This is a genomic window from Paenibacillus sp. FSL R10-2736, from assembly GCF_038000245.1.
Lineage (GTDB): Bacteria > Bacillota > Bacilli > Paenibacillales > Paenibacillaceae > Paenibacillus_AQ > Paenibacillus_AQ phytohabitans.
On sequence record NZ_JBBOBN010000001.1, the window covers coordinates 1,392,970 to 1,412,815 of the forward strand.

The 19,846-nt window shown below is 51.7% G+C and carries 13 protein-coding genes; 12 read left to right on the top strand and 1 reads right to left on the bottom strand.

The genetic code is table 11. The features are described from left to right. Positions 1–406 precede the first annotated feature (406 nt). Positions 407–4,945, bottom strand: coding sequence for a S8 family serine peptidase (locus NSQ73_RS06020; RefSeq protein ID WP_340985722.1), 4,539 nt, complete (start codon positions 4,943–4,945; stop codon positions 407–409). Positions 4,946–5,248: 303 nt separating this feature from the next. Here NSQ73_RS06020 and NSQ73_RS06025 point away from each other — a divergent pair, with 303 nt between their 5' ends. From NSQ73_RS06025 to mtaB, 12 genes are all read left to right on the top strand, one after another. Then, entirely contained in the window at positions 5,249–5,605 is a 357-nt protein-coding gene (locus NSQ73_RS06025) for a hypothetical protein (protein WP_171720967.1), read from the top strand. Between the two features lie 35 nt (positions 5,606–5,640). Next, the gene (locus NSQ73_RS06030; RefSeq protein ID WP_039300782.1) at positions 5,641–5,820 is read left to right on the top strand and encodes a YfhD family protein; all 180 of its coding nucleotides are present in this window, start codon (positions 5,641–5,643) and stop codon (positions 5,818–5,820) included. Positions 5,821–5,940: 120 nt separating this feature from the next. Beyond that, entirely contained in the window at positions 5,941–6,315 is a 375-nt protein-coding gene (locus NSQ73_RS06035; RefSeq protein ID WP_052422052.1) for a hypothetical protein, read from the top strand. A gap of 299 nt (positions 6,316–6,614) precedes the next feature. Next, positions 6,615–7,526, top strand: coding sequence for a methyl-accepting chemotaxis protein (locus NSQ73_RS06040; protein ID WP_340985723.1), 912 nt, complete (start codon positions 6,615–6,617; stop codon positions 7,524–7,526). Between the two features lie 235 nt (positions 7,527–7,761). Further along, a complete protein-coding gene (locus tag NSQ73_RS06045; protein WP_445669655.1) occupies positions 7,762–8,259 on the top strand; it encodes an RNA polymerase sigma factor in 498 nt (165 codons plus the stop codon). Further along, positions 8,219–9,877 (top strand): DUF4179 domain-containing protein, encoded by a 1,659-nt coding sequence (locus NSQ73_RS06050; RefSeq protein ID WP_340985725.1) that lies wholly within the window; start codon positions 8,219–8,221, stop codon positions 9,875–9,877. The genes NSQ73_RS06045 and NSQ73_RS06050 overlap by 41 nt, the downstream gene beginning before the upstream one ends. 178 nt (positions 9,878–10,055) lie before the next feature. Then, complete coding sequence (locus tag NSQ73_RS06055; protein ID WP_340985726.1) at positions 10,056–14,594, top strand: S-layer homology domain-containing protein; 4,539 nt, start codon at positions 10,056–10,058, stop codon at positions 14,592–14,594. 407 nt (positions 14,595–15,001) lie between these two features. Beyond that, positions 15,002–15,565, top strand: a complete 564-nt coding sequence (locus tag NSQ73_RS06060; RefSeq protein ID WP_445669656.1) for a DNA-3-methyladenine glycosylase I — start codon at positions 15,002–15,004, stop codon at positions 15,563–15,565. A gap of 215 nt (positions 15,566–15,780) precedes the next feature. Then, complete coding sequence (gene prmA / locus NSQ73_RS06065; RefSeq protein ID WP_340985728.1) at positions 15,781–16,851, top strand: 50S ribosomal protein L11 methyltransferase; 1,071 nt, start codon at positions 15,781–15,783, stop codon at positions 16,849–16,851. A 2-nt stretch (positions 16,852–16,853) separates the two neighbouring features. Beyond that, positions 16,854–17,537, top strand: a complete 684-nt coding sequence (locus tag NSQ73_RS06070; protein ID WP_340985729.1) for a site-2 protease family protein — start codon at positions 16,854–16,856, stop codon at positions 17,535–17,537. Between the two features lie 157 nt (positions 17,538–17,694). Beyond that, complete coding sequence (locus NSQ73_RS06075) at positions 17,695–18,459, top strand: RsmE family RNA methyltransferase (protein ID WP_171720976.1); 765 nt, start codon at positions 17,695–17,697, stop codon at positions 18,457–18,459. 3 nt (positions 18,460–18,462) lie between these two features. Continuing rightward, positions 18,463–19,806: a tRNA (N(6)-L-threonylcarbamoyladenosine(37)-C(2))-methylthiotransferase MtaB gene (mtaB, locus tag NSQ73_RS06080; RefSeq protein WP_340985730.1), complete on the top strand. Its 1,344-nt coding sequence runs from the start codon at positions 18,463–18,465 to the stop codon at positions 19,804–19,806. The last annotated feature ends 40 nt before the right edge of the window (positions 19,807–19,846 follow it).

Sequence of the window (19,846 nt, forward strand, 5' to 3'; positions counted from 1 at the left end):
ATTTGGGCATGAAAAGGGCTGCGACAGGCCCATTAACGGAATCTGAGTCCGCTTAACCAGATAATCTTCCAGATTAGGGAAAATAGCGGATTTTCAGTCCGTCTGATTAGCTGAGGGTCCAGATGGGCTGTATGAGGCCCTTTTGATTCCCCTTTTTGCCAATTCATATCTGATATTATTCTAATTGGATCCTATCCTATAGGGTCGATATAATATGTCTATAATTAAAAATTACTGCCTGTTGGCTGAATTTATTGTCTAAGTCACCTGGCAAAGAGGCAGGCAAGCTCGGGTTTGTTTTCCTTAACGATTTGAAATCAGCACAAAGACGGCGGCAGCATCCACAAATCAGGATGCTGCCGCCGCTTTAGTAGGGCATATTAGTTACTACACAGATTACTTGTCTTTACTGTTTACGCAGATCCTCGAGCACACGCTCCAGGATGACAGCAGCCTGGGCACGGGTCAGGGTACCCTTCGGGTTAAAGGTGTTGTTGCCTACACCTTGGAGGTAACCTTTGCTTACTGCATAAGCGATTGCGTTCTTAGCGTTAGCCGAGATAGAACCTGCATCCTTAAAGGTCAGCGCAGAGGAAGTGACATCGGCACCGAGTGCCTCAGCCAGAATTACCGCTGCTTCTTCGCGGGTCAGGACATCGCGGGAGCCGCTTTCCTTGATGTGTGTTGTCCAGGTGTCACCTTTGCCGAGCAAACGGTCGAACAGAGTCAACAGCTCAGCCTGATTTAGGCTGTCAGCAGGCTTGAAGCTGGCGGTAGTTCCTTTACCGGCTACGATACCGTGAGCGGCAAGAACTTCGACGGCATCCTTGGCCCAGTGTGTGCCGATATCGGAGAAGCTGGTATTACGGGCGGCAGCAGTGTAGGTGCCGTCACCGGTAATGCTGAACTGCAGCAGGCCGTCTGCCGGAATAGTTCCGGACTGCAGATAACTCCAAGAGTTTTCAGCAGACTCTTTATAAGCCCCTGTCTTGCGGACATCCTTCAAGCCGTCAGGGTTCAGGGCAAGCTGTACAAATACAGGCTTGCTTGTGGTCCAGCCGTTCTTGAGGGTCAGTGAGGAGGAGCCGATATCAATACTTCCGGTACTGCCGCTTAACGGAGCGGTATCCGCTTCCTCATGCAAACCGAGTGTGACGGTTAGGCCGCTGGCGGTAATGAAGTCCGGAAGTGTGCCAGCCGGAATGGTTAGGGAGAATCCCTTGCCGTTCAGACTGAGTGCACTTGCGGAACTCTTCAGCTTGTCCGCCTGGGCAGATGTGAGCACAATGCTTACTTGTCCGTATTTGGAGAAGTCTACATCAGTGATGCTCAGTACGACATTGTTATTCACGGCACTCTTCAATGCCGCATCCAGAATGGAGTCGGAAACAGCCAGGCTCGCTGTAGGCTTACCACCTGCAGGATCAGCTGTTACAGTAAGCTGTCCGGAGGCCGCAGTAGTGCCTGAAGCTGCTGTTGGTGTAGTTGGAGATGGTGATGGATTACTTGAACTTGATGATGGTTCTTTCACGACAACACTCACAGTCGATGAACCTGCCGGAATTGTCGCCGAGTAATTGTCGCTCCAAAGCTTGATATCCGATAATTCAAAGGTATAAGTTCCGGCTTTAGTCGGAGTAAATGTGAACTGTCCTAAGGATCCGGTACCAATTCCATCGTAAGCTCCGTCTGTTACATGCACGCCATACTGCTGGACATCGCGTCCGTCCTCCAAATGAATCAGGTTCGTATACTCAGGCAACGGTACACCAGGGAAATGAGTTTCCTGATAGGTTGCCAGTTGTACGCTTGACTTGATATTTGGCTGAGACAGGCTATTGCTGTAGAGCAAATTGAAAGTGGCTCCGTAGATACCGTACACATTCTCAGTTACGGAGAAGCCGGCATCAATGGTGATTGAAGTGCCCAGTTCAACAGTCGCACTGGAAGTTGTAGGTGAGACCGTTGCAACTGTCTGATCTGTGTTGTAGCGCAGAAGCTGAGCATAATCGAGCCAACCGTTTGATGCGTAATCGTAAGCGTACAGATAGAACTGATTCAAGCCCTCGGTCAAAGGAACCTCAATTTCAAAGTAACCGTTGGAATCAATATAGCCATCCGCTTCTTTTACAGTACCATCGGGTTCTTCATAGGCTGCAGATACTGCAAGCAGTTCATTCGGATCCGTCTGTTCATCGATAAGCTCGAACATCAGATCGTAAGCAATGACACCGCTAATGGTTGCACTTCGCGGTCCCTGCTCGTTCGTCCGGGCGTGCTCCGTTATTGTTGCACCGCTGACTTCCGGTGCTTCCCGGTCAATAATAACAATAGCAGACAGGTCATCGAACCGGGTCGTTCCGCCGTCCAGTACAGGGGTTATGGAATATATGCCGTCAGGCAATACATAAGACTCACCCTGAACATCAACGATGCCAGTCCATTCCGGTTCTTCATAGAGGCCCGGGTAGAATTTCTGCCCTGTGGCATACACATCTCCGACAACGGTTGTAGAACCATCCAGTGAGACAACTTCCAGCGCAAGGTTTTCTACCGTTTCATTTACAGAGAAGGTCAGGTAGGTGCTCTCCAGAAGCCCGTCACCGTTAGGTGAAATGAACTCGAAATTCTCTGCACCGACTTCGAAATTCGTGATTGTGTCTGGTTTGTACTGCTCCCCTACTACCACGCTGAATGGCAGAGTCAGAGTCTCTGTGCCTGAAGTTAGCGTCAGTACACCTTCGTACTTTCCGCTTACAGCTTTCGTAGCTACAGTCAGAGGTACCTGGAAGTATTTACCTGCTTTGATAGAGGTTTCAAGATTTGCGAACTCAATACCTTCATGTGATGAAGTACGCCATTCCACATCAATATTGAAAGTGTTGAGTTCTCCATTCAGGGAATCCACATACACGGTCTTAGTCACAGTGGACGCCGCAGTAACCAGTCCAAAGGACAAGGAACCTGTGTCGTATTTAACCTTAGGTATCTCAGTTTCCGGACGTTTAGTGTCAAGCACCTCAGGGACACGTGCGATGGCGGAAGCTTTCAGCACCTTAGGCAGGTTAATCAGCCCTGCACCCTGCTCGTATACACTGTAATATTTATTATTACGGTCTGTAAGCGAAGTGGCATTATTGGCTAACAGGATTTTAACTTGATCCGGGGTTAACGCCTGTCCATTAGCCTTTTTACCTGAGCTCAGCAGCAGCGCAGCTGCCCCGGCCACATGAGGGCTGGCCATACTGGTTCCGTTGAACTTGGCGTAGCCGGTTTCGCTTTCCCATACCGGTACTGATGAATTCACGGCTACACCCGGAGCCGATACATCCGGCTTGATGGTGAAGTCCGGAAGTGCAGGTCCGCGCGAACTGAAACCGGCAATAAGGTTGTCCTTATCTGGACCAACTTCGAATGACAGCGTATTACGGCCTTCAGCCAGTTCAGCCTTGATCGCCTTGCCTTCGTCCTGGGTAATGCCGTAAGTAGGGACTCCGGTAGCATCAGTAGCGGCATTGAGCTCACCTGCTCTGTTGTTAGCGATCAGCAAGCCGACAGCCCCTGCTGAGCGGGCATTTGCTGATTTGTTCACGAAGGTGTTGGTTCCGCGGTCAACGATAGCAATCTTACCTTCAACATCTGCATTCTTATAATCATCAACGGTAAGTCCAAGTCCTGCATAGACAACTTCCAAGCCGTTGAATTCTTCGGGAAATCCAGCTTCAGACGCCTGGATACCATAGACAATGTCGGTAACACCCACCTTAATAAAAGTAACATCAGCAGGTGTCGTAGAAGCGGCGACGGATATGGTGCGGTGTGCACCGCCCGGTGTTCCGACGGTTTCCGCCTCGGGACCGGCGTTGCCTGCGGCCAGTACAACGGTGACACCGGCATCAGCAGCGTTATCTACTGCGATGGCATCAGGCGAATACTGCTGGTTCACATCTGAACCGAGCGAGAGGTTGATAACGTCAGCGCCGTCAGCAACGGCTCTTTCAATGCCGTCAATAACGTCGTCCGTTGTGCCGCTTCCATATGGGCCGAGCACGCGGTACACATAAAGCTCAACACCCGGAGCTACGCTCTTGATAATACCGGATACGTGTGAGCCGTGAGCCGTCTCATAAGGATTGCCGTTGATTGGCTCGAAATCTGGATCAGGCGCTGTTTCGTATGGCTTTGGATCACCATCGACGACATCATAACCGTGACCATCCTCATAAAAATCCTCAAGGTAAGGATGAGTAGGATCGATACCGGTATCGATTACGGCAACCTGAATTCCTACACCAGTGATGCCATCCTCATTCAGTTCATCAGAACCGAAGATATTTCCGTTTCCGACCTTAGTGGCATCCACGGTATCCTTGAGAGTCTCGGTAAGAGTGGAGGTATCTGTTGCAGTCTCCAGCGCATGAACCTTCTGGTTCGGGAAGACCGCCTTCACGCCCGGCAAGGTGAGCAGCTTGTCCAATTGATTACCCGGCAGAGTTACGGAGTAGCCGTTAAACACTTCCGTGTATTCATGGCCGGTGGTGGCACCGATCGCAGCGGCAGCGGCAGCGAAGCTGTTATGCTCCGTGCGGAGAATATTGCGCTGTAAAGCAGGTGCTTTACTCTTGGCGCCCTGGTTCTCAGCTACTTTGACCGGGTCGTTCTGCAATTGGACAATGAAAGTTACAGGCGCTGAAGTGGTGATGTTGCCCGCATAATTCTGCGGTTTGGAGTTTAATGCTGAAGTGTAGTTCTGGATGGATGATTTTAAGGAGTCCGGGGTGTTGCCTAACCTGGAGTTAAGCAGAGAGACATGATTCTTGAGATCCGGTGCTGCCGGTAAAAACGAAGTGCTGCTTGCGAAAGATGCGGAAGGAAGCAGAATGGAAACCGCTAGACTAAAACTTGCAGTGGCTATGCCAAATTTGCGAATGGAGCGTTTGAACATTTAATATCCTCCCCAGTAGTATTTGATTTTCATTACAGCAACCTTATAAACCGGTTCTCTCCCTTCCGAGTGGCTTAACTGCTTCGAAGAAAAATAAATTGTGAAAATTACATTTATTTTACAGTCAATTTACAGATTGGAATATACTACTTTAGTACCATATTACGGTAAAGTACTGAATAAATTGTCGAAATCCGATTAATATACTGGGCTATTGAAAAAAAAGCATAAAAATGGCGTTGCCAAGACAACATATACATGTACAACTAAGAGCTTGAATTTCAAGAGAGCGGGGATACGGTCTTGGAAAGATATATACTGGCGTACTTTAGGGCTCCGGAGGAAGCGGAAGGGGTCTCACGCAAGCTTCAGGCGCTGCGGGTAGAAGAGGTCTCCATTGACAGATTCAGCAGATTTGGCGGAAGCGGGCTGCAGTCCGGAGTGAATCCGGTCACCGGCAATTTGGCAAGTATGGATTCCATGACCGCAGTCAGCGAGCATACGGGCATCCTCTCTGCATCGCATACGAGCGGCAGCGGGATGAGTCACGGCGGGGATGGCGGACCGACAGGCAGAAATATTCTGCTGACTGTAATTGTAGATTCGGCTATTTACGATCAGGCGCTGTCACTCATTGAGGAAGCCGGCGGGATGATTTGATTGTCAGATAACACTACTTGGGAGGCTGATTAAAGGTGGACAGAGAAAACTCGAAAATTTTCTCCAAGACGGAAAAGTTGAAGATGCTCTATGAGGCAAAGGCAGAGGATGTTGAATTCTCAGCGGCTGAAGCGGATCACGATGATATAGAGGCAATGGATCGCTCCCGGGAGGCTGATAAAAGACAGCTGGAGGAGATTCTGAAGAAGGAATAGCGGAAACCTTCCTTATAATGTGAACTTGATACTGTTGCCAAAGATGCCCCACAGAAGTGGGGTGTTTTTGTGCGCAGCCGTGTATAATGAAGAGACATGCCAAACCGGGAGGGTACTGAAGTGGATACTGTTATTTTATGGATTGGACTGGCGTTGCTGGTTGCGCTGCTAACCTTCCTGAACCAGAAGCAAGTCTATTCTTCCAAAGTAAAAAAGGCTTACCGGGAGCTTCGGGAGCTTACCGCGAAGGTCCGCACCGGACAATCGGAGGCTGCTGATCTGGAAGGCTGGGAGACTTCACTTGCCGAAATGGAGAAGCACCCTAATGAGTTCAATAAGCTGGAGAATGAGATTGGTCTGCGCCGGGCTTTCGTCCAGTATCTGGAGCGCCATTATCCCCAGGATGCCAGGCTCCCGGATCTGCAGGAAGCGGCTGCGTACCAGAAGGATAGTGTATGGGGAATTAAGATCGGGGATTACGGACCCAGAAAATAGTGCGGAATCTGTACATATATGAAGAAGGCCACATCGGTTGATTTCTCACCAGACGCATAACCCCATTCCAAGAAAGATAGTCCCATTCTCCGCCAGCCGGGGGTGGGGCTGTCTGTATAGCTGGACCGTGACTGGCATCCGGACAGGCTTACTTATGCAGATGCTTCATTTACGCTGATTTTTTTAATTCATTAATATAATCCAAACTGCCCGGACATCCGTTAATATGAGTAAAGTGATGAATACCAAAACAAACAAAAAAGCCGGATAAAAATTGAGATTTATAGGGAGTAGTCATAATGGAGAATCTATCAGCCCAAGTAGTTACAGACGAACTGGTTGTCAAAGCTTTGGAAAAAAATCTCGCATTGATCCGATTTGATCTGGACCGCCGGGTAGCGTATGTAAATGAGGTGTTTGCCGGTTCGATGAAATACAGGGTTGAGGACATGTATGGAATGCAGCACAAGGAGCTGTGTTTCCCATCTTTCGTGAACAGTCCCGGCTATGAGCTATTCTGGGAGAACCTGTTTGCGGGCCGGAGCTTTCAGGATAAAATCGAACGGATGGACGCGGACGGGGAATCAGTCTGGCTTGAAGCCACGTATATGCCGGTGTTTGATGAGACGGATACGCATGTCATTGGCGTGTCGAAGGTGGCGACCAATATCACGGGCAGACAGAATAATATGAACCGTGTAGTGGAACAGATGCAGGAAATGGCTGACAGCCTGAATCAGCGTGCGGAAAAAGGAATTGAGCGCAGTCAGGATCTGTTGGTGAGTATTGATAAAATTGCCGAAGTGTCGAGCGAAAATACCGATACGCTGCTGAATTTGCAGACGCAGGCAGCGGCCATTCACGGCGTTGTGCAGACAATCCGTAATATTGCGTCACAGACCCACCTGCTTGCGCTTAATGCGGCTATTGAGGCTGCTCATGCCGGTGAGTTCGGCCGGGGATTCGACGTAGTGGCCAAGGAAGTAAGAAAGCTGTCCGCAATGGTTCAGGACCAGATCACGGAGGTTCGAGACAGTGTCCAGGCCATCACAGAGGAAGTGGGAAGAATAACTAACGGACTTAACCTGGTTCAGGAGAATGTGGGTGTGAGCCAGCAGCAGATTCAGGTAGCCCTGAATGAATTCACTTTGATTGCATCTTCCGCACAGGAACTGGACAATCAGGCGCGTGAAGTAATGAACATCGTCTGACGGTTGCTTCCTCCGAATACTGTTCCAGTTCCGCATAGAATTTGCTTTTACAGCATGTATCCCGGGCATTTACGTGGAGACATGCTTTTTTTGCTTATTGTGAGTAGAAAATGAACCTTTTGAAGCCCCCGGTTGTTATATAGGGTAGTCCAAACAAGAAAGGAGGCATGCTCAGGTGGGCAACAGGGAATTGTTCCAAACCTACAGCAAGGAAGTATACAGGACCTGCTATTACATGGTGCACGATGCTGCCGATGCTGAGGATCTGTGTCAGGAGGTGTTCATTACCCTCTTCCGCAGCCAGTGGCAGAACATAGATCATTTGAAGGCCTGGATTATGAAGGTCACGGTTAATACCTGCCTGAATCACTTGAAACGCAGGAATAGCCTGCAGCAGAAGCTGATGGCTAATCTGCATTTGTTCAAGGAGAGTCCGGAGCCCCCGGTAGAGAAGCTGGCGGAGCAAAAGGAAACGAAGCTGGAATGGGCCGGATATATGTCCCGTCTTCCGGTAAAGATCAGGGCTGTACTGACACTGCGGTATATGCATGATTTCAGTATGGATGAAATTTCCGGTATGCTGGCTATTCCGCTGGGAACGGTCAAATCCAGGCAGCACAAGGGGCTGCGCCTGATGAAGAAAATTCTGGAGGATAAGGGAGTTCAGATTATAGCTAAGGAGGAAGAGCAGTATGGACAGAACCGAAGCACTGCTAAAGCGTCGCTTAAATGACGATAACGAAATTCTGTATCCTGATTTTGAGGAAATGTGGGGACGGATGGAGCAGGCCGGACATGCTGGTACAGTAAGCAGAACCGATGCAGAGGCGCAAGCTCCGCACCGCCACCGCAGCTGGCGCAAGTTCACCATCGCTGCTTCGCTCAGCGCCCTGCTGGTGGCTGTACCGGTATATGCTGCTGTGCAATATGACTGGGGCATCCTGCTCAGAGATAGAGGCGGTGTACAGGCCGCGCTGGCGCAGAATCTGGGTCAGCCGCTTGGACAGACGATCACTAAGGATGGAGTAACCCTGACGCTGCATACGGCGCTCACCGATGAGAACCGGACGGTGATTCTGTACAGTCTGGATGTCGGTGCAGACAGGGAAAGCGGAATATGGAATATCCAAGGCATGTCCCTTAAGGATGCAAAGGGGAACGGCGATGAAATGGAATACAATTATCAGCAATGGGACGAGAAGAATCAACGGTATAACGGGTATTTCGAGTCGAATTGGACGCCGGATCAGGAGACGGTCAAGGTGAGCCTGACGGCAGAGAGAATCGAGTCGTATTCACAGCAGGAGGTCGATCTGAACCTGGATACCGATTCACCGCAGCAGCAGAGCTTCCCTGTGAACCGGGATGGACTGGAATCCTTCAGTGTTCAACCCTTTAAGGAGGGGAATGAACGTCTGATGCTGTCCACGGCTGCAGTCTTTAATAATTCGGAAGCGAAGGACTTAGCTTTCCCGCAAATCATAGCCTATAGAGACGGAGAGCTTGTCAGGAATTCTCAATCAGGTGCTTTTGGCAAGCCGGGAGACAACGGGGAATACACCTCGCTTCAGTATTACAAGCCGGATGACGTCCCCAAGGCTGATACAGTGTATAAGCTCAGCTATACCAAGCTGGAACGCAATATAGACGGTCCTTGGACGTTTGATCTGGAACTGAGCAAGAAGAAGATGGCAGACGCCACAATCAAAACAGCGCTGGATCTGCCGCTGGAAGCGGGAGACACAGATAACACGATTGAGCAAATGGTAGTAACGCCTACGCAAATTCGTGTGTCCGTCCGGAGCAAAGCTAAATTCGCTGAATTGCCGTATGTTAAATATGCACTTGAGGTGGACGGCCGGAAGCTGGAGGGCGGAGCATGGTATTCGACAACCGGGGACAGGGAGCTGACAACCCTGCGTTTCGAACGGCCGGCAGATCTTGAGATTATAAAGACGACGCCAATGACACTTGTAGGGAAATATAAAGTTACCCGGCATGGGGACGATAAGGTGCCACTCCAATTGACCAATATCTCCAGCGAGAAGCAGACGCTGATCCGGGAAACCGGTGGTTATCCGGTACAGTGGACCTACTATATGCAGGGCGCAGATCTCTATGTGGAGATGAAGAGCGATGATCCCCATTTTGGCGGCGTGAATCAGACACATATCGGAATAGGTAAAGACCGGATCTTAGGTAAAATAGTGACAGTGAACTTCCGGGGAGAAGGAAAAAACCACAGCATTGATGTGTATAAGGACTTCAAAGGAACAGAAGCTTCTATATACATGTTCTTCTACTCCACCAACGAGCCGGACAAAGAGACGCGGGTGCAATTGCAGCCTTAAAAGGCAGTCCAAACCTGAAAAGGGGCGGACGCCTTTTTTTCTTAGGAGACACCGGGAAAATTGGGCTGAAGTATTTATTGTGCTTACATTGCGATGATCTCACGAATACGTTGCCGCGTTATGCTGGAATAACTTGTCCCAGGTGAACAAGAACAGACAACGAGGAGCGTGGCAGGCAGTGAGTAAGCAGCATCCGCTTGTAAAGAGAGTATTAACCGGGATATTGGCAATGTCGGTGTTGATCCCGTTCATTCCACCCTCCTTCTCATCATCGACCGTGTATGGGGATCCGGCTGAGCCTAACGGTGTCGTTATGCTGGAGGATTTTGAACAGGTGAGCCTGGCAGACTTGACGTTTGACAGTGCGCGCATCTACAGCGGCAATATGGCGCTTGAAAGTGATCCGAAATACGTCCGTGACGGGGCAAAATCCTTGCGGATTGATTATGATTTTATCGGCATAACCGATAATCCCTCCCAGGTTGCAGTCGGGCCTGCAACCCAGTTAGCCTTGACAGGCAGAACGCCCCACAAAATCGGCATGTGGATTTATGCCAATAACGAAGGGCATGGCCTAACCTCCAAGTTCTATGTTTCAGCCACCGGAAAGTCCAAAACGTATGAGATGAGGAGCGAAGAGACAGGGATAGACTGGAGCGGCTGGAAATATGTCGAGGCCGAGATAGGGAGTGATCTGACGCTGCCCGGTACCGTGGCGTTCTACTTCCAGATGAAAGAACGGCAAATGAGCAAAAAGAACAAAGGCTCCATTTGGATCGATGACGTCAGACTTATTTATGATGAGCCGGCGGATGAGGATATGGATGTTCCCGTGCTGGCTCCGGTTTCACCTGCACCGGATCAAATCTTGACTGCTCCCGTATCCGACATCATCCTGTCGGCGGATGATGCGGAGTCGGGCATTGACCCAGACTCGATCCAATTAACTGTGGATGGCCAGTCCGTTGCACCGGCCGCTTACGCTTACGATCTGGATACTAAGGCAATCACATATCACCCGGAGGTGCCGCTGGATGGCGGTTATCATCAAGTGGTTGCTGAAGTGAAGGATCTGGCGGGTAATCCGGCTTCAGCAGAGTATGCTTTTACAATTGAGCATGGGGCGATGCTCACCTTGGAAGCGCCGGAGGAAGCGGTCAGCAACGAGACTTACCGGTTGAAGCTGGCGGCGAAGAATACCGGCGGAGCAACCAGCGTGTTGACCAAGATTAAGTTCGACCCGCAGACGCTGCAGGCGGAGGCTGTGCACGCTCGTGACGGACTAAGCAACATCCAGAGCACCATCGACAATACAGGCGGTTATGTTGAATTTAGCGCAGAAGGACTGCAGGGAGATTCTGCGGATGCCTTGGCCAGCATCGATTTCGCTGTGAGCCGGTCCGCAAAAATGGAACGTGGCGAGACCTACAAGCAGTTCACCATGGCGGAAGGCAGTTTTGGTTATGGCAGCGGGACCGCTGTAAGCTCGTTTGCTTCTCCCGTTAATTATAAGATTGGTTTCCCGTATGCCTTAACCGTCAAGGGATCGGGCCTGCAAACGAAGAATATCATCACCGTTACTACCCATGCGGGAGCTCCGGTTGAAGGGGCGGAGATTGATTTTACCGATGTAAGCGGCCCTCAGACCTATGTGACGGTAACAGCCGCCAATTCGAGTATATATACAAGCGCTGATCATTCGTCCGCCGTGCTGCTTACAGCAGAGAACAACGGGCAATTCTTCGCTACAGCAGGAAGCACCTCCGGATTCGTCAAGGTATATCTTCCGGATGGAACAGGGACAGGCTATATTGCCTCTGCCGATGTACAGCAGAAGAGCCTTACCGAAGGATTGGGACTGACGGATGCCAAGGGTGAAATTCATACTTCGCTGGCCAATCTTGCAGTCGGCACCTGGAAAGTGCAGGCGGTCAAGGATGGCGGCACCAGTGAGAGCTTCAGCATGAACGTTGTGACCCAGTTCGGCGGAGACGATCCGAAATATGTCCAGACCTTTGTTACCGAAGATATGGGTACGATGCTGAGCGTGGGCTGGCAGACGGCCCCCAGAGTTCAAGCAACTTCGATTCAATATGTGAAGAACAGCGATTGGGTGGACAATGGGCCGGACAGTGCTCAGCCAAAGGCGGTAGAGCAGACTGCACTTACCGAAGTGGAGGTCATCCATGAAGTGGAGGGCGGGCCGCTGGGCGAAATAAAGTTCCACAAATCATTGGTTACCGGCCTGGAGCCGGGTACGGCTTATCATTACCGGGTGGGCTATGAAGGCCATTGGAGTGCCTGGTACGAATACAAGACGCTGGATGCAGCACCGGAAACTCCCGTTTCTTTCGTATTCGTAACTGATTCACATACCAAAGGAGATAATGGGCTTGAAATCTATCAGCAGCTGATTAGTGATGCTCTAACCCGTTATCCGGATACCCAATTTGTGATGCACGGCGGCGATATGGTTGACGACGGAGGAATCCTGAATGAGTGGAACCAGTTCTGGGAAGCTTCTTCGGTCTATGCCGCCTCCCTTCCTTCAGGCTACACGATGGGGAATCATGATGTGAAGGGTGAAGGCAAGGAAATTTTTGCCAAGGGGCTGGATCTGCCGGAGAATGGCCCGGACATTCAGAAGGATTACGCTTATTCCTTCGATTCAGGCGAGGTGCATTTCATTGTGCTGAACTCCGAGGCAGACGAAGTGACCATGGCTAAGCAAGCCGAATGGCTGCGCGGGGATGTTCAGGCCAGTGATAAAAAATGGAAAATTGTAATGTTCCATAAGCCTGCTTATCATACCGAAGATGGGCGCGGGAATGTAATTGAATACACGCAAACGTATTTTGCACCAGTTCTGGAGGAACTGAAAGTAGATCTGGTGCTGGAAGGCCATGACCATGTGTATGCGCGCACCTATCCGATGAATGGAGGAAAGCCGCTGCTAAACGGCGAGCGCGGAACGGTCTATCTGGACGGGGGCGCCTCCGGCTGGAAATTCTATGATGGTAAGCAGTATGAGTATCTCAACTTCATGTTTGACGAGGACGTTCCGGTGTATTCTGCCATTCAAGTCAGCCATGACAAAATCTCCATCCAGGCCCGTACTACAGAAAGCGATGCATTAATAGACAATTATATTATTGAAAAGAAGGATGAGCTTACGGTGACTTCCGTGGCGGTATCGCCTACGGAGCTGACATTGCAGGCCGGGGAGGAACGCGCGACAGTTCTCACCGCTACGTATAGCGATAAGTCCACAGCAGATGTCACTAGTGAAGCGATGTGGACTTCCTCCAATGACAATGTGGCTACGGTAGATGCCGCAGGCGTGATTCACGCGGTAGCAGCAGGCGGTGCTACAATCGAAGCACAATACGGAAACTTGCCGGCAGTCAGCATTGCTGTAAAGGTTCAGGCGGAAAGCACGGCTCCTGTTCTGCTGAAACTGACAGCTGATCCAGGCACTCATAGGCTCCAAGTTGGCCAGACCGCAGCTTCTGTAATAACGGCAGTATATGATCATGCAGAGAAGCTGGTGGTCACGGATCAAGTCATTTGGCTATCTTCGGACCCTGCTATTGCTTCCGTCTCGGACAAAGGGGTTATCACGGGCGTTGCGGCAGGCGAAGCAACGGTAACGGCTTCATTCGGAGGCAAGTCCGTTGCGGTTCCGGTTGTGATTACGGAGGTTTCCGCACCGGCAGTGGTAGACTTGGAGGTGACTCCTGCATCCATCTTCCTGACGGCAGGTCAAACGCAGAGCATAGCGGTAACGGCGAAATATTCCGACCTTTCTACAGCCCTTAAGACCCTGGAAGCGAAATATGCCTCCGGCAATCCTTCGGTTGCAGCTGTGAGCGAAGCGGGTGTAGTCACAGCAGGGGGTACAGGAACGGCGATGATCACAGTTTCATACGGAGGAGTGAAGAAGGAAATTCAGGTCTCCGTAACGGCGGCTACAGGCAACAATGACGGAGGCGCGGTACCTGCAGCAACTCCAAAGCCAGCGTCAACGCCAACTCCGACTCCGGCAGCAACGGCAACCTCCACTCCAGCTATAACACCGACACCGGCTGTAACTATGGAGCCGACGCTGCCAACCGTGACGAAGCCTGTGTTCAACGACAGAGTAGATCTTGATAAGGTAAAAGCGATCATGGCAAAAGGGCAATTCGCTCCTGCAGTTACATTCCCGGATACTCCTGCAGCTCTGTGGAGTGCCGCATTCATTGAACGTGCGGCCCGGATGGGGATTATAACCGGCTACGCGGATGGTTCCTTCCGCCCTGACGCCAAAGTAAGCCGCGCTGAGTTTGCAGCGATGCTGTTCAAGGCCTTTGGCCTGAGCCCTTCAGGCGGCACCGGCTTCTCGGATACGCGGGGGCATTGGGCCGCGGAAGCCATTAGTGCACTTCAAGACAACGGAGTGATCACCGGGTACGCCGATGGCTCCTTCCATCCCAAGAAGGAGATCACCCGGGCGGAGATGGTGACGATGCTGTCCCGTCTGACGAATTATGTGAGCAGCGATAGTGTTCCATTCTCTGACGTCACTGCGGGCTGGGCAGCAGGGCCTATCAATGCCTTTGCGGGAGCAGGTATCGTAACGGGAAAAGGCAATGGACAGTTCAAGCCGGAGGAACCGGCTTCCCGCGCCGAATCGGTAGTGATGACCCTCCGCCTTATGGATAAGCTCATGGAATAATAGGCAGCATTTTGTAGCGAGTATAGGAATATACGAGTCCAATTAGGAAGAGCAGCCCGGCCGGGGCTGCTCTTTTTATGCCGTAAGCTAGCGGGCGCGTCATTTGGCGGACGGATCTCGCAGTAGATAAATATAAAGGGTTAGCCGTGACCCCATTACGGGATATGCGGTATACTTAAGTGCACTTTGTACAACTAAAACGTCTGATTTTCCACCGATTATCCGTTTAGTTGTATTTCATACAATTAAACAGCTCTATGTAGACGGATTATCGCCCATTGGGCAGATTTAGTTGTACAGACTACACTTATAAGTGCCAAGCATCCCTTTTCGCTGTTTTTAATTGTACATAATACAACTATCCTGAATTTCCATTTCAGTGAATAAGGAGAGAACAAGACTTGACGATAACACGCTGCGCCTGGGTGAATGAGGACCCTGTTTATATTGCTTATCATGATGAGGAATGGGGCAAGCCGCTATATGATGATCTGAAGCTGTTCGAGCTGCTGATGCTGGAGGGCATGCAGGCCGGACTGAGCTGGTATACGGTACTGAAGAAGCGGGAGAATTTCCGCGAAGCCTTCGATGGCTTCGATCCGCAGAAGATTGTGCTGTACGGGGAGGACAAGATAGCCGAGCTGATGCAGAATGAGGGGATTATCCGCAACCGGCTGAAGATTAATGCGGTCATCCGCAATGCGGAGGCCTATCTGCAGATTGTCCGGGAGGAAGGCAGCTTCGGAGAATATCTCTGGAGCTTCATCGGCGGAACGCCGGTGGTGAATCAATGGAAGAGCAGAGCGGAGGTTCCCGCTACCACTCCGCAGTCTGACAGCATGAGCAAGGCGTTGAAGCGCAAGGGAATGAAGTTTGTCGGTTCAACCATTTGTTATGCATTCATGCAGTCCTCGGGGATGGTGGACGATCATGTACTGGATTGCTTTTGCCGCACCCGTGTGACGGATTAAGGGATCTGACCCGCAGTTTGGCGCTGCACGGGTAAGAAATGCTATACTATCCTAGATATGCTTCACACAACTAAGCCCGCGCTTTCGAATCCAGTTACGCGGAGTGATTTCAGGGAGACTGGGCTCTCATAACTAAGCTTATGCTTTCGAAGCAAGTTTTGCGAAGCAGAACCAACGGAGCATATGCTACCAAACTTTCAGGAGGATTTACTAACATGCTATGGCACGAACTGACGGTACATACAACGGAGGAAGCACAGGAGATGATATCCAATCTGCTGTATGAGGCCGGTGCGGGCGGAGTTTCCATTGAGGAATCCGGAACGCTGAATAAAGTACGGGATACCCGTTATGGTGAATTATACGATGAGCCGCTGAATGACATCCCCGAGGGGGAAGCGGTAATTAAGGGCTATTATGCCGAAACGGCGGCAATGGACGAGATTGTGGCGGAGGTAACGCCAAGGGTGGAAGAGCTGCGAGGGTTCGGAATCAATCCCGGCAAAGCACTGATCTCCTGGAAGACGGTGGATGAGGATGAGTGGGCCCATGCCTGGAAGCAGTACTTCAAGCCGCTGCGCGTATCGGAACGGCTGACCATTAAGCCTACATGGGAAGAATATACCCCGGCCTCCCCGGACGAAAAGATTATCGAGCTCGACCCCGGCATGGCCTTCGGAACGGGGACGCACCCGACGACGGCGCTGTGCCTGCGCGCGCTTGAGAAGCATATCGCCAGCGGCGATGAAGTAATTGATGTCGGCACAGGCTCCGGCATCCTTGCCGTAGGCGCTGTGCTGCTGGGCGCGAAATCCGTTCTCGCCCTGGATCTCGACCCGGTGGCGGTGGAGAGTGCCCGTGAGAATGTGGCGCTGAACCGGCTTGAGGCTGCCATCACGGTTAAGGAGAGCGATCTGCTCTCCCTGCTCGGCGGAGAACGGGCGGCAGATACTACAGCCGGAGATATGTGGCCTTCGGCCAGACCGGGCTATACTGCTGAACAGGCTGGACAGGAAGCAGCTATTCCTGCCGCTGCTCCGGCTGCTGAGGGACTGGGAGTTACCCTGCCGGTGCGGGTTGTTGTAGCGAATATTCTCGCCGAGATTATTGTGCTGTTCACAGATGATGTGTACCGTGCACTCCAGCCGGAAGGAATCTACATCACCTCCGGTATTTACAAGGATAAGGAAGGACTTGTAGCGGAAGCGCTGAAGTCTTCCGGTTTCGAGATTATAGAAGTAACCCGTGAAGAAGATTGGGTGGCGTTCACAGCCGGAAAGAGGTAGAGATGGAATTTCTGCAAAGCTTTATACGAATGCCGCTGGAACAGCTTCCGTTCCTGCTCATTACCCTGCTGATCGCCTTTACAGTACATGAGTTTAGCCATGCTTACTTTGCGAATAAGTTCGGGGACCCGACAGCACGCCTGCTCGGCCGTATGACCCTGAACCCGGCGGTGCATTTCGATTTCTTCGGAATTATTCTGCTTGTGGTCGCCGGATTCGGCTGGGCGCGGCCGGTTCCGGTCAACCGTGACAATTTCAGCCGCCCCCGTCTGATGGGCGTTATCGTATCTGCGGTCGGTCCGATCAGCAATCTGCTGCTGGGGTTCCTCGGAGCAATGATTTATTCGGCTCTGGCGGCGACCGGAGTGCTGGAGTCTATCAGCAATGACCGCGTGCTTCAGGCTATTTACTGGTTCTTCGGCATTTTCATTCAACTTAACTTCTTCCTGTTCCTGTTCAACCTGATTCCCCTGCCGCCGCTGGATGGTTACCGGATCGTGGAGGATCTGGCTCCTCGTCCGATCCGCGGGAGACTGCAGCAGTATGAGCAGTGGGCGGTCTTCATCTTTTTGCTGATTCTGTTTATCCCGGGTCTGCGTGCCTACACGATTACACCGCTGGATAACTGGGCCAATCAAATGAGCGCCGGAGCCGTGCAATTCTTTTTCGGATTATTCGGCGGCTAGAATCCAGATTGAGGGATGTTCATGCAGCTCTAAACGTTGTACAATATAACGTGGTATTTTCGAGGTTTAATCATGTGAGTGAAGCGGCGGCCGGGACCTGATTTGACGGGAACGCCGCCGCTTTTACGCTGAATAAGAGACAGGATGATGATAAAAGATGCAGCGTTATTTCGTAACACCGGCGCAGTTCGGCCAAGATAAGGTAAGCATTGACGGCGAAGATGCCCGGCATATTGCCAAGGTGATGCGCGGCAAGGCAGGGGATAAGCTGATCGTCAGCGACGGCGTTTCCCGCGAGGCATTGGCTGAGATCGCTGAAATAGAGATTGGCCTCGTAACCGTGAGCATACTGGAGAACCTGGCCATGACCCACGAGCCGCGGATTAAGATTACTGTAGCCCAGAGCCTTCCGAAGGGGGACAAGCTGGAGACGGTGATCCAGAAATGTACCGAGATCGGTGCGGTTGCCTTCACCCCGTTCCTCTCCGAGCGGACGATTGTGCAGTATGATGAACGCAAGGAGAGCAAGCGGGTAGAGCGCTGGCGCAAAATCTGCAAGGAGGCCGCTGAACAAGCTCACCGGAATATCGTTCCGGAAGTGCATTCGCCGCTTAGCTGGAAGCTGCTGCTGAAGAGCTTCAGTGAGTATGACGCGGTCTATTTCTGTTATGAAAAAGAAGAAGGGCTGCAGCTCCGCAGCGCAGCCGCGCCTTGGCTGTCCTCACTGCCGCAGGATTCTACTGCGAAGGTAATGATTGTTGTCGGACCGGAAGGCGGCTTCAGTCCGGAGGAATGCCGCGCGGCCGAAGAGGCCGGTGCGGTCTCCGTAGGGCTGGGAGCGCGCATTTTGCGCTGTGAAACCGCAGGTATGGTCGCCGCCGCCTGCATTCTATATGAATCCGGAGAAATGGGAGGAGCTTAAACAATGCCATCCGTAGCATTTTATACATTAGGCTGTAAAGTTAATTTCTACGACACAGAAGCCATCTGGCAGCTGTTCAAAAATGAAGGGTACGAACAGGTGGATTTCGAAGGCTCCGCCGATGTCTACCTCATCAACACCTGTACGGTGACCAATACGGGCGACAAAAAAAGCCGGCAGATGATCCGCCGCGCGGTGCGCCGCAATCCTGAAGCGATCGTCGCTGTAACCGGCTGCTATGCGCAGACCTCGCCCGGAGAGATTCTCGACATCCCCGGCGTCGATCTGGTCATCGGCAACCAGGACCGCGAGCAGATCATGACCCATGTGAAGAATATCCAGGAATCGCGCCAGCCCGTGAATGCGGTCCGCAACATTATGAAGACCCGGGAGTTCGAGGAGCTGGATGTTCCCGGATTCGCTGACCGGACGCGTGCATTCATGAAGATTCAGGACGGCTGCAATAACTTCTGCACCTTCTGCATCATTCCCTGGTCGCGCGGGCTGTCGCGCAGCCGTGATCCGAAATCGATTGTCGCCCAGGCACATCAGCTTGTGGAGGCGGGATATAAGGAGTTTGTCCTGACCGGGATTCATACCGGAGGCTACGGCGATGATCTGGAGAATTACCGTCTGGCCGATCTCTTGTGGGAGCTGGATCAGGTGGATGGCCTGGAGCGGGTCCGCATCAGTTCGATTGAAGCCAGCCAGATTGATGAGAAGCTGCTTGAGGTGCTGAACCGCAGCTCCAAGATGTGCCGCCATCTGCATATTCCGCTGCAGGCCGGACATAACGACGTGCTGAAGGCCATGCGCCGTAAATATACGACCGAAGAGTATTATGCCAAAATGCAGCTGATCCGCCAGGCGATGCCGGATGTAGGCATTACAACCGACGTTATTGTCGGCTTCCCGGGCGAGACCGAGGAGATGTTCCGCGCCGGTTATGACTTCATGAAGGCGGTCAACTATTCCGAGATGCATGTGTTCCCGTATTCCAAGCGGACCGGTACGCCTGCAGCACGGATGCTGAACCAAGTGGATGAAGAGATCAAGAATGAGCGTGTCCAGCAGCTGATTGACCTCTCTGAGGAGATGCAGCTGGCTTATGCCCGGAAATTCGTCGGCAGAACACTGTCCGTCATTCCTGAGCGTGCAGCCAAGGGATCACCGGGACGCAGCATTCAGCACGGCTTCAGCGACAACTATCTGCAGATTCTCTTCAGCGGCGATGATTCGCTGCAGGGCGAGCTCTGCGAGGTGAAGGTGACAGAAGCTGGTGTAAATGAATGCCGCGGTGAGCTTGTCAGTGTGAGCAGAGCCACAGCAGAACCGCGCCGCGCGTAAGCGTACGCAAGTATGAACAACACTCAGGGGATGCCTCCAA

Bases quoted from the DNA above. Each gene is read 5' to 3' on its own strand.
- NSQ73_RS06040 (WP_340985723.1), top strand. From the start codon at position 6,615: ATGGAGAATCTATCAGCCCAAGTAGTTACAGACGAACTGGTTGTCAAA.
- NSQ73_RS06075 (WP_171720976.1), top strand. From the start codon at position 17,695: ATGCAGCGTTATTTCGTAACACCGGCGCAGTTCGGCCAAGATAAGGTA.
- NSQ73_RS06045 (WP_445669655.1), top strand. From the start codon at position 7,762: ATGGTGCACGATGCTGCCGATGCTGAGGATCTGTGTCAGGAGGTGTTC.
- mtaB (WP_340985730.1), top strand. From the start codon at position 18,463: ATGCCATCCGTAGCATTTTATACATTAGGCTGTAAAGTTAATTTCTAC.
- NSQ73_RS06050 (WP_340985725.1), top strand. From the start codon at position 8,219: ATGGACAGAACCGAAGCACTGCTAAAGCGTCGCTTAAATGACGATAAC.
- NSQ73_RS06020 (WP_340985722.1), bottom strand. From the start codon at position 4,945: ATGTTCAAACGCTCCATTCGCAAATTTGGCATAGCCACTGCAAGTTTT.
- NSQ73_RS06070 (WP_340985729.1), top strand. From the start codon at position 16,854: ATGGAATTTCTGCAAAGCTTTATACGAATGCCGCTGGAACAGCTTCCG.
- prmA (WP_340985728.1), top strand. From the start codon at position 15,781: ATGCTATGGCACGAACTGACGGTACATACAACGGAGGAAGCACAGGAG.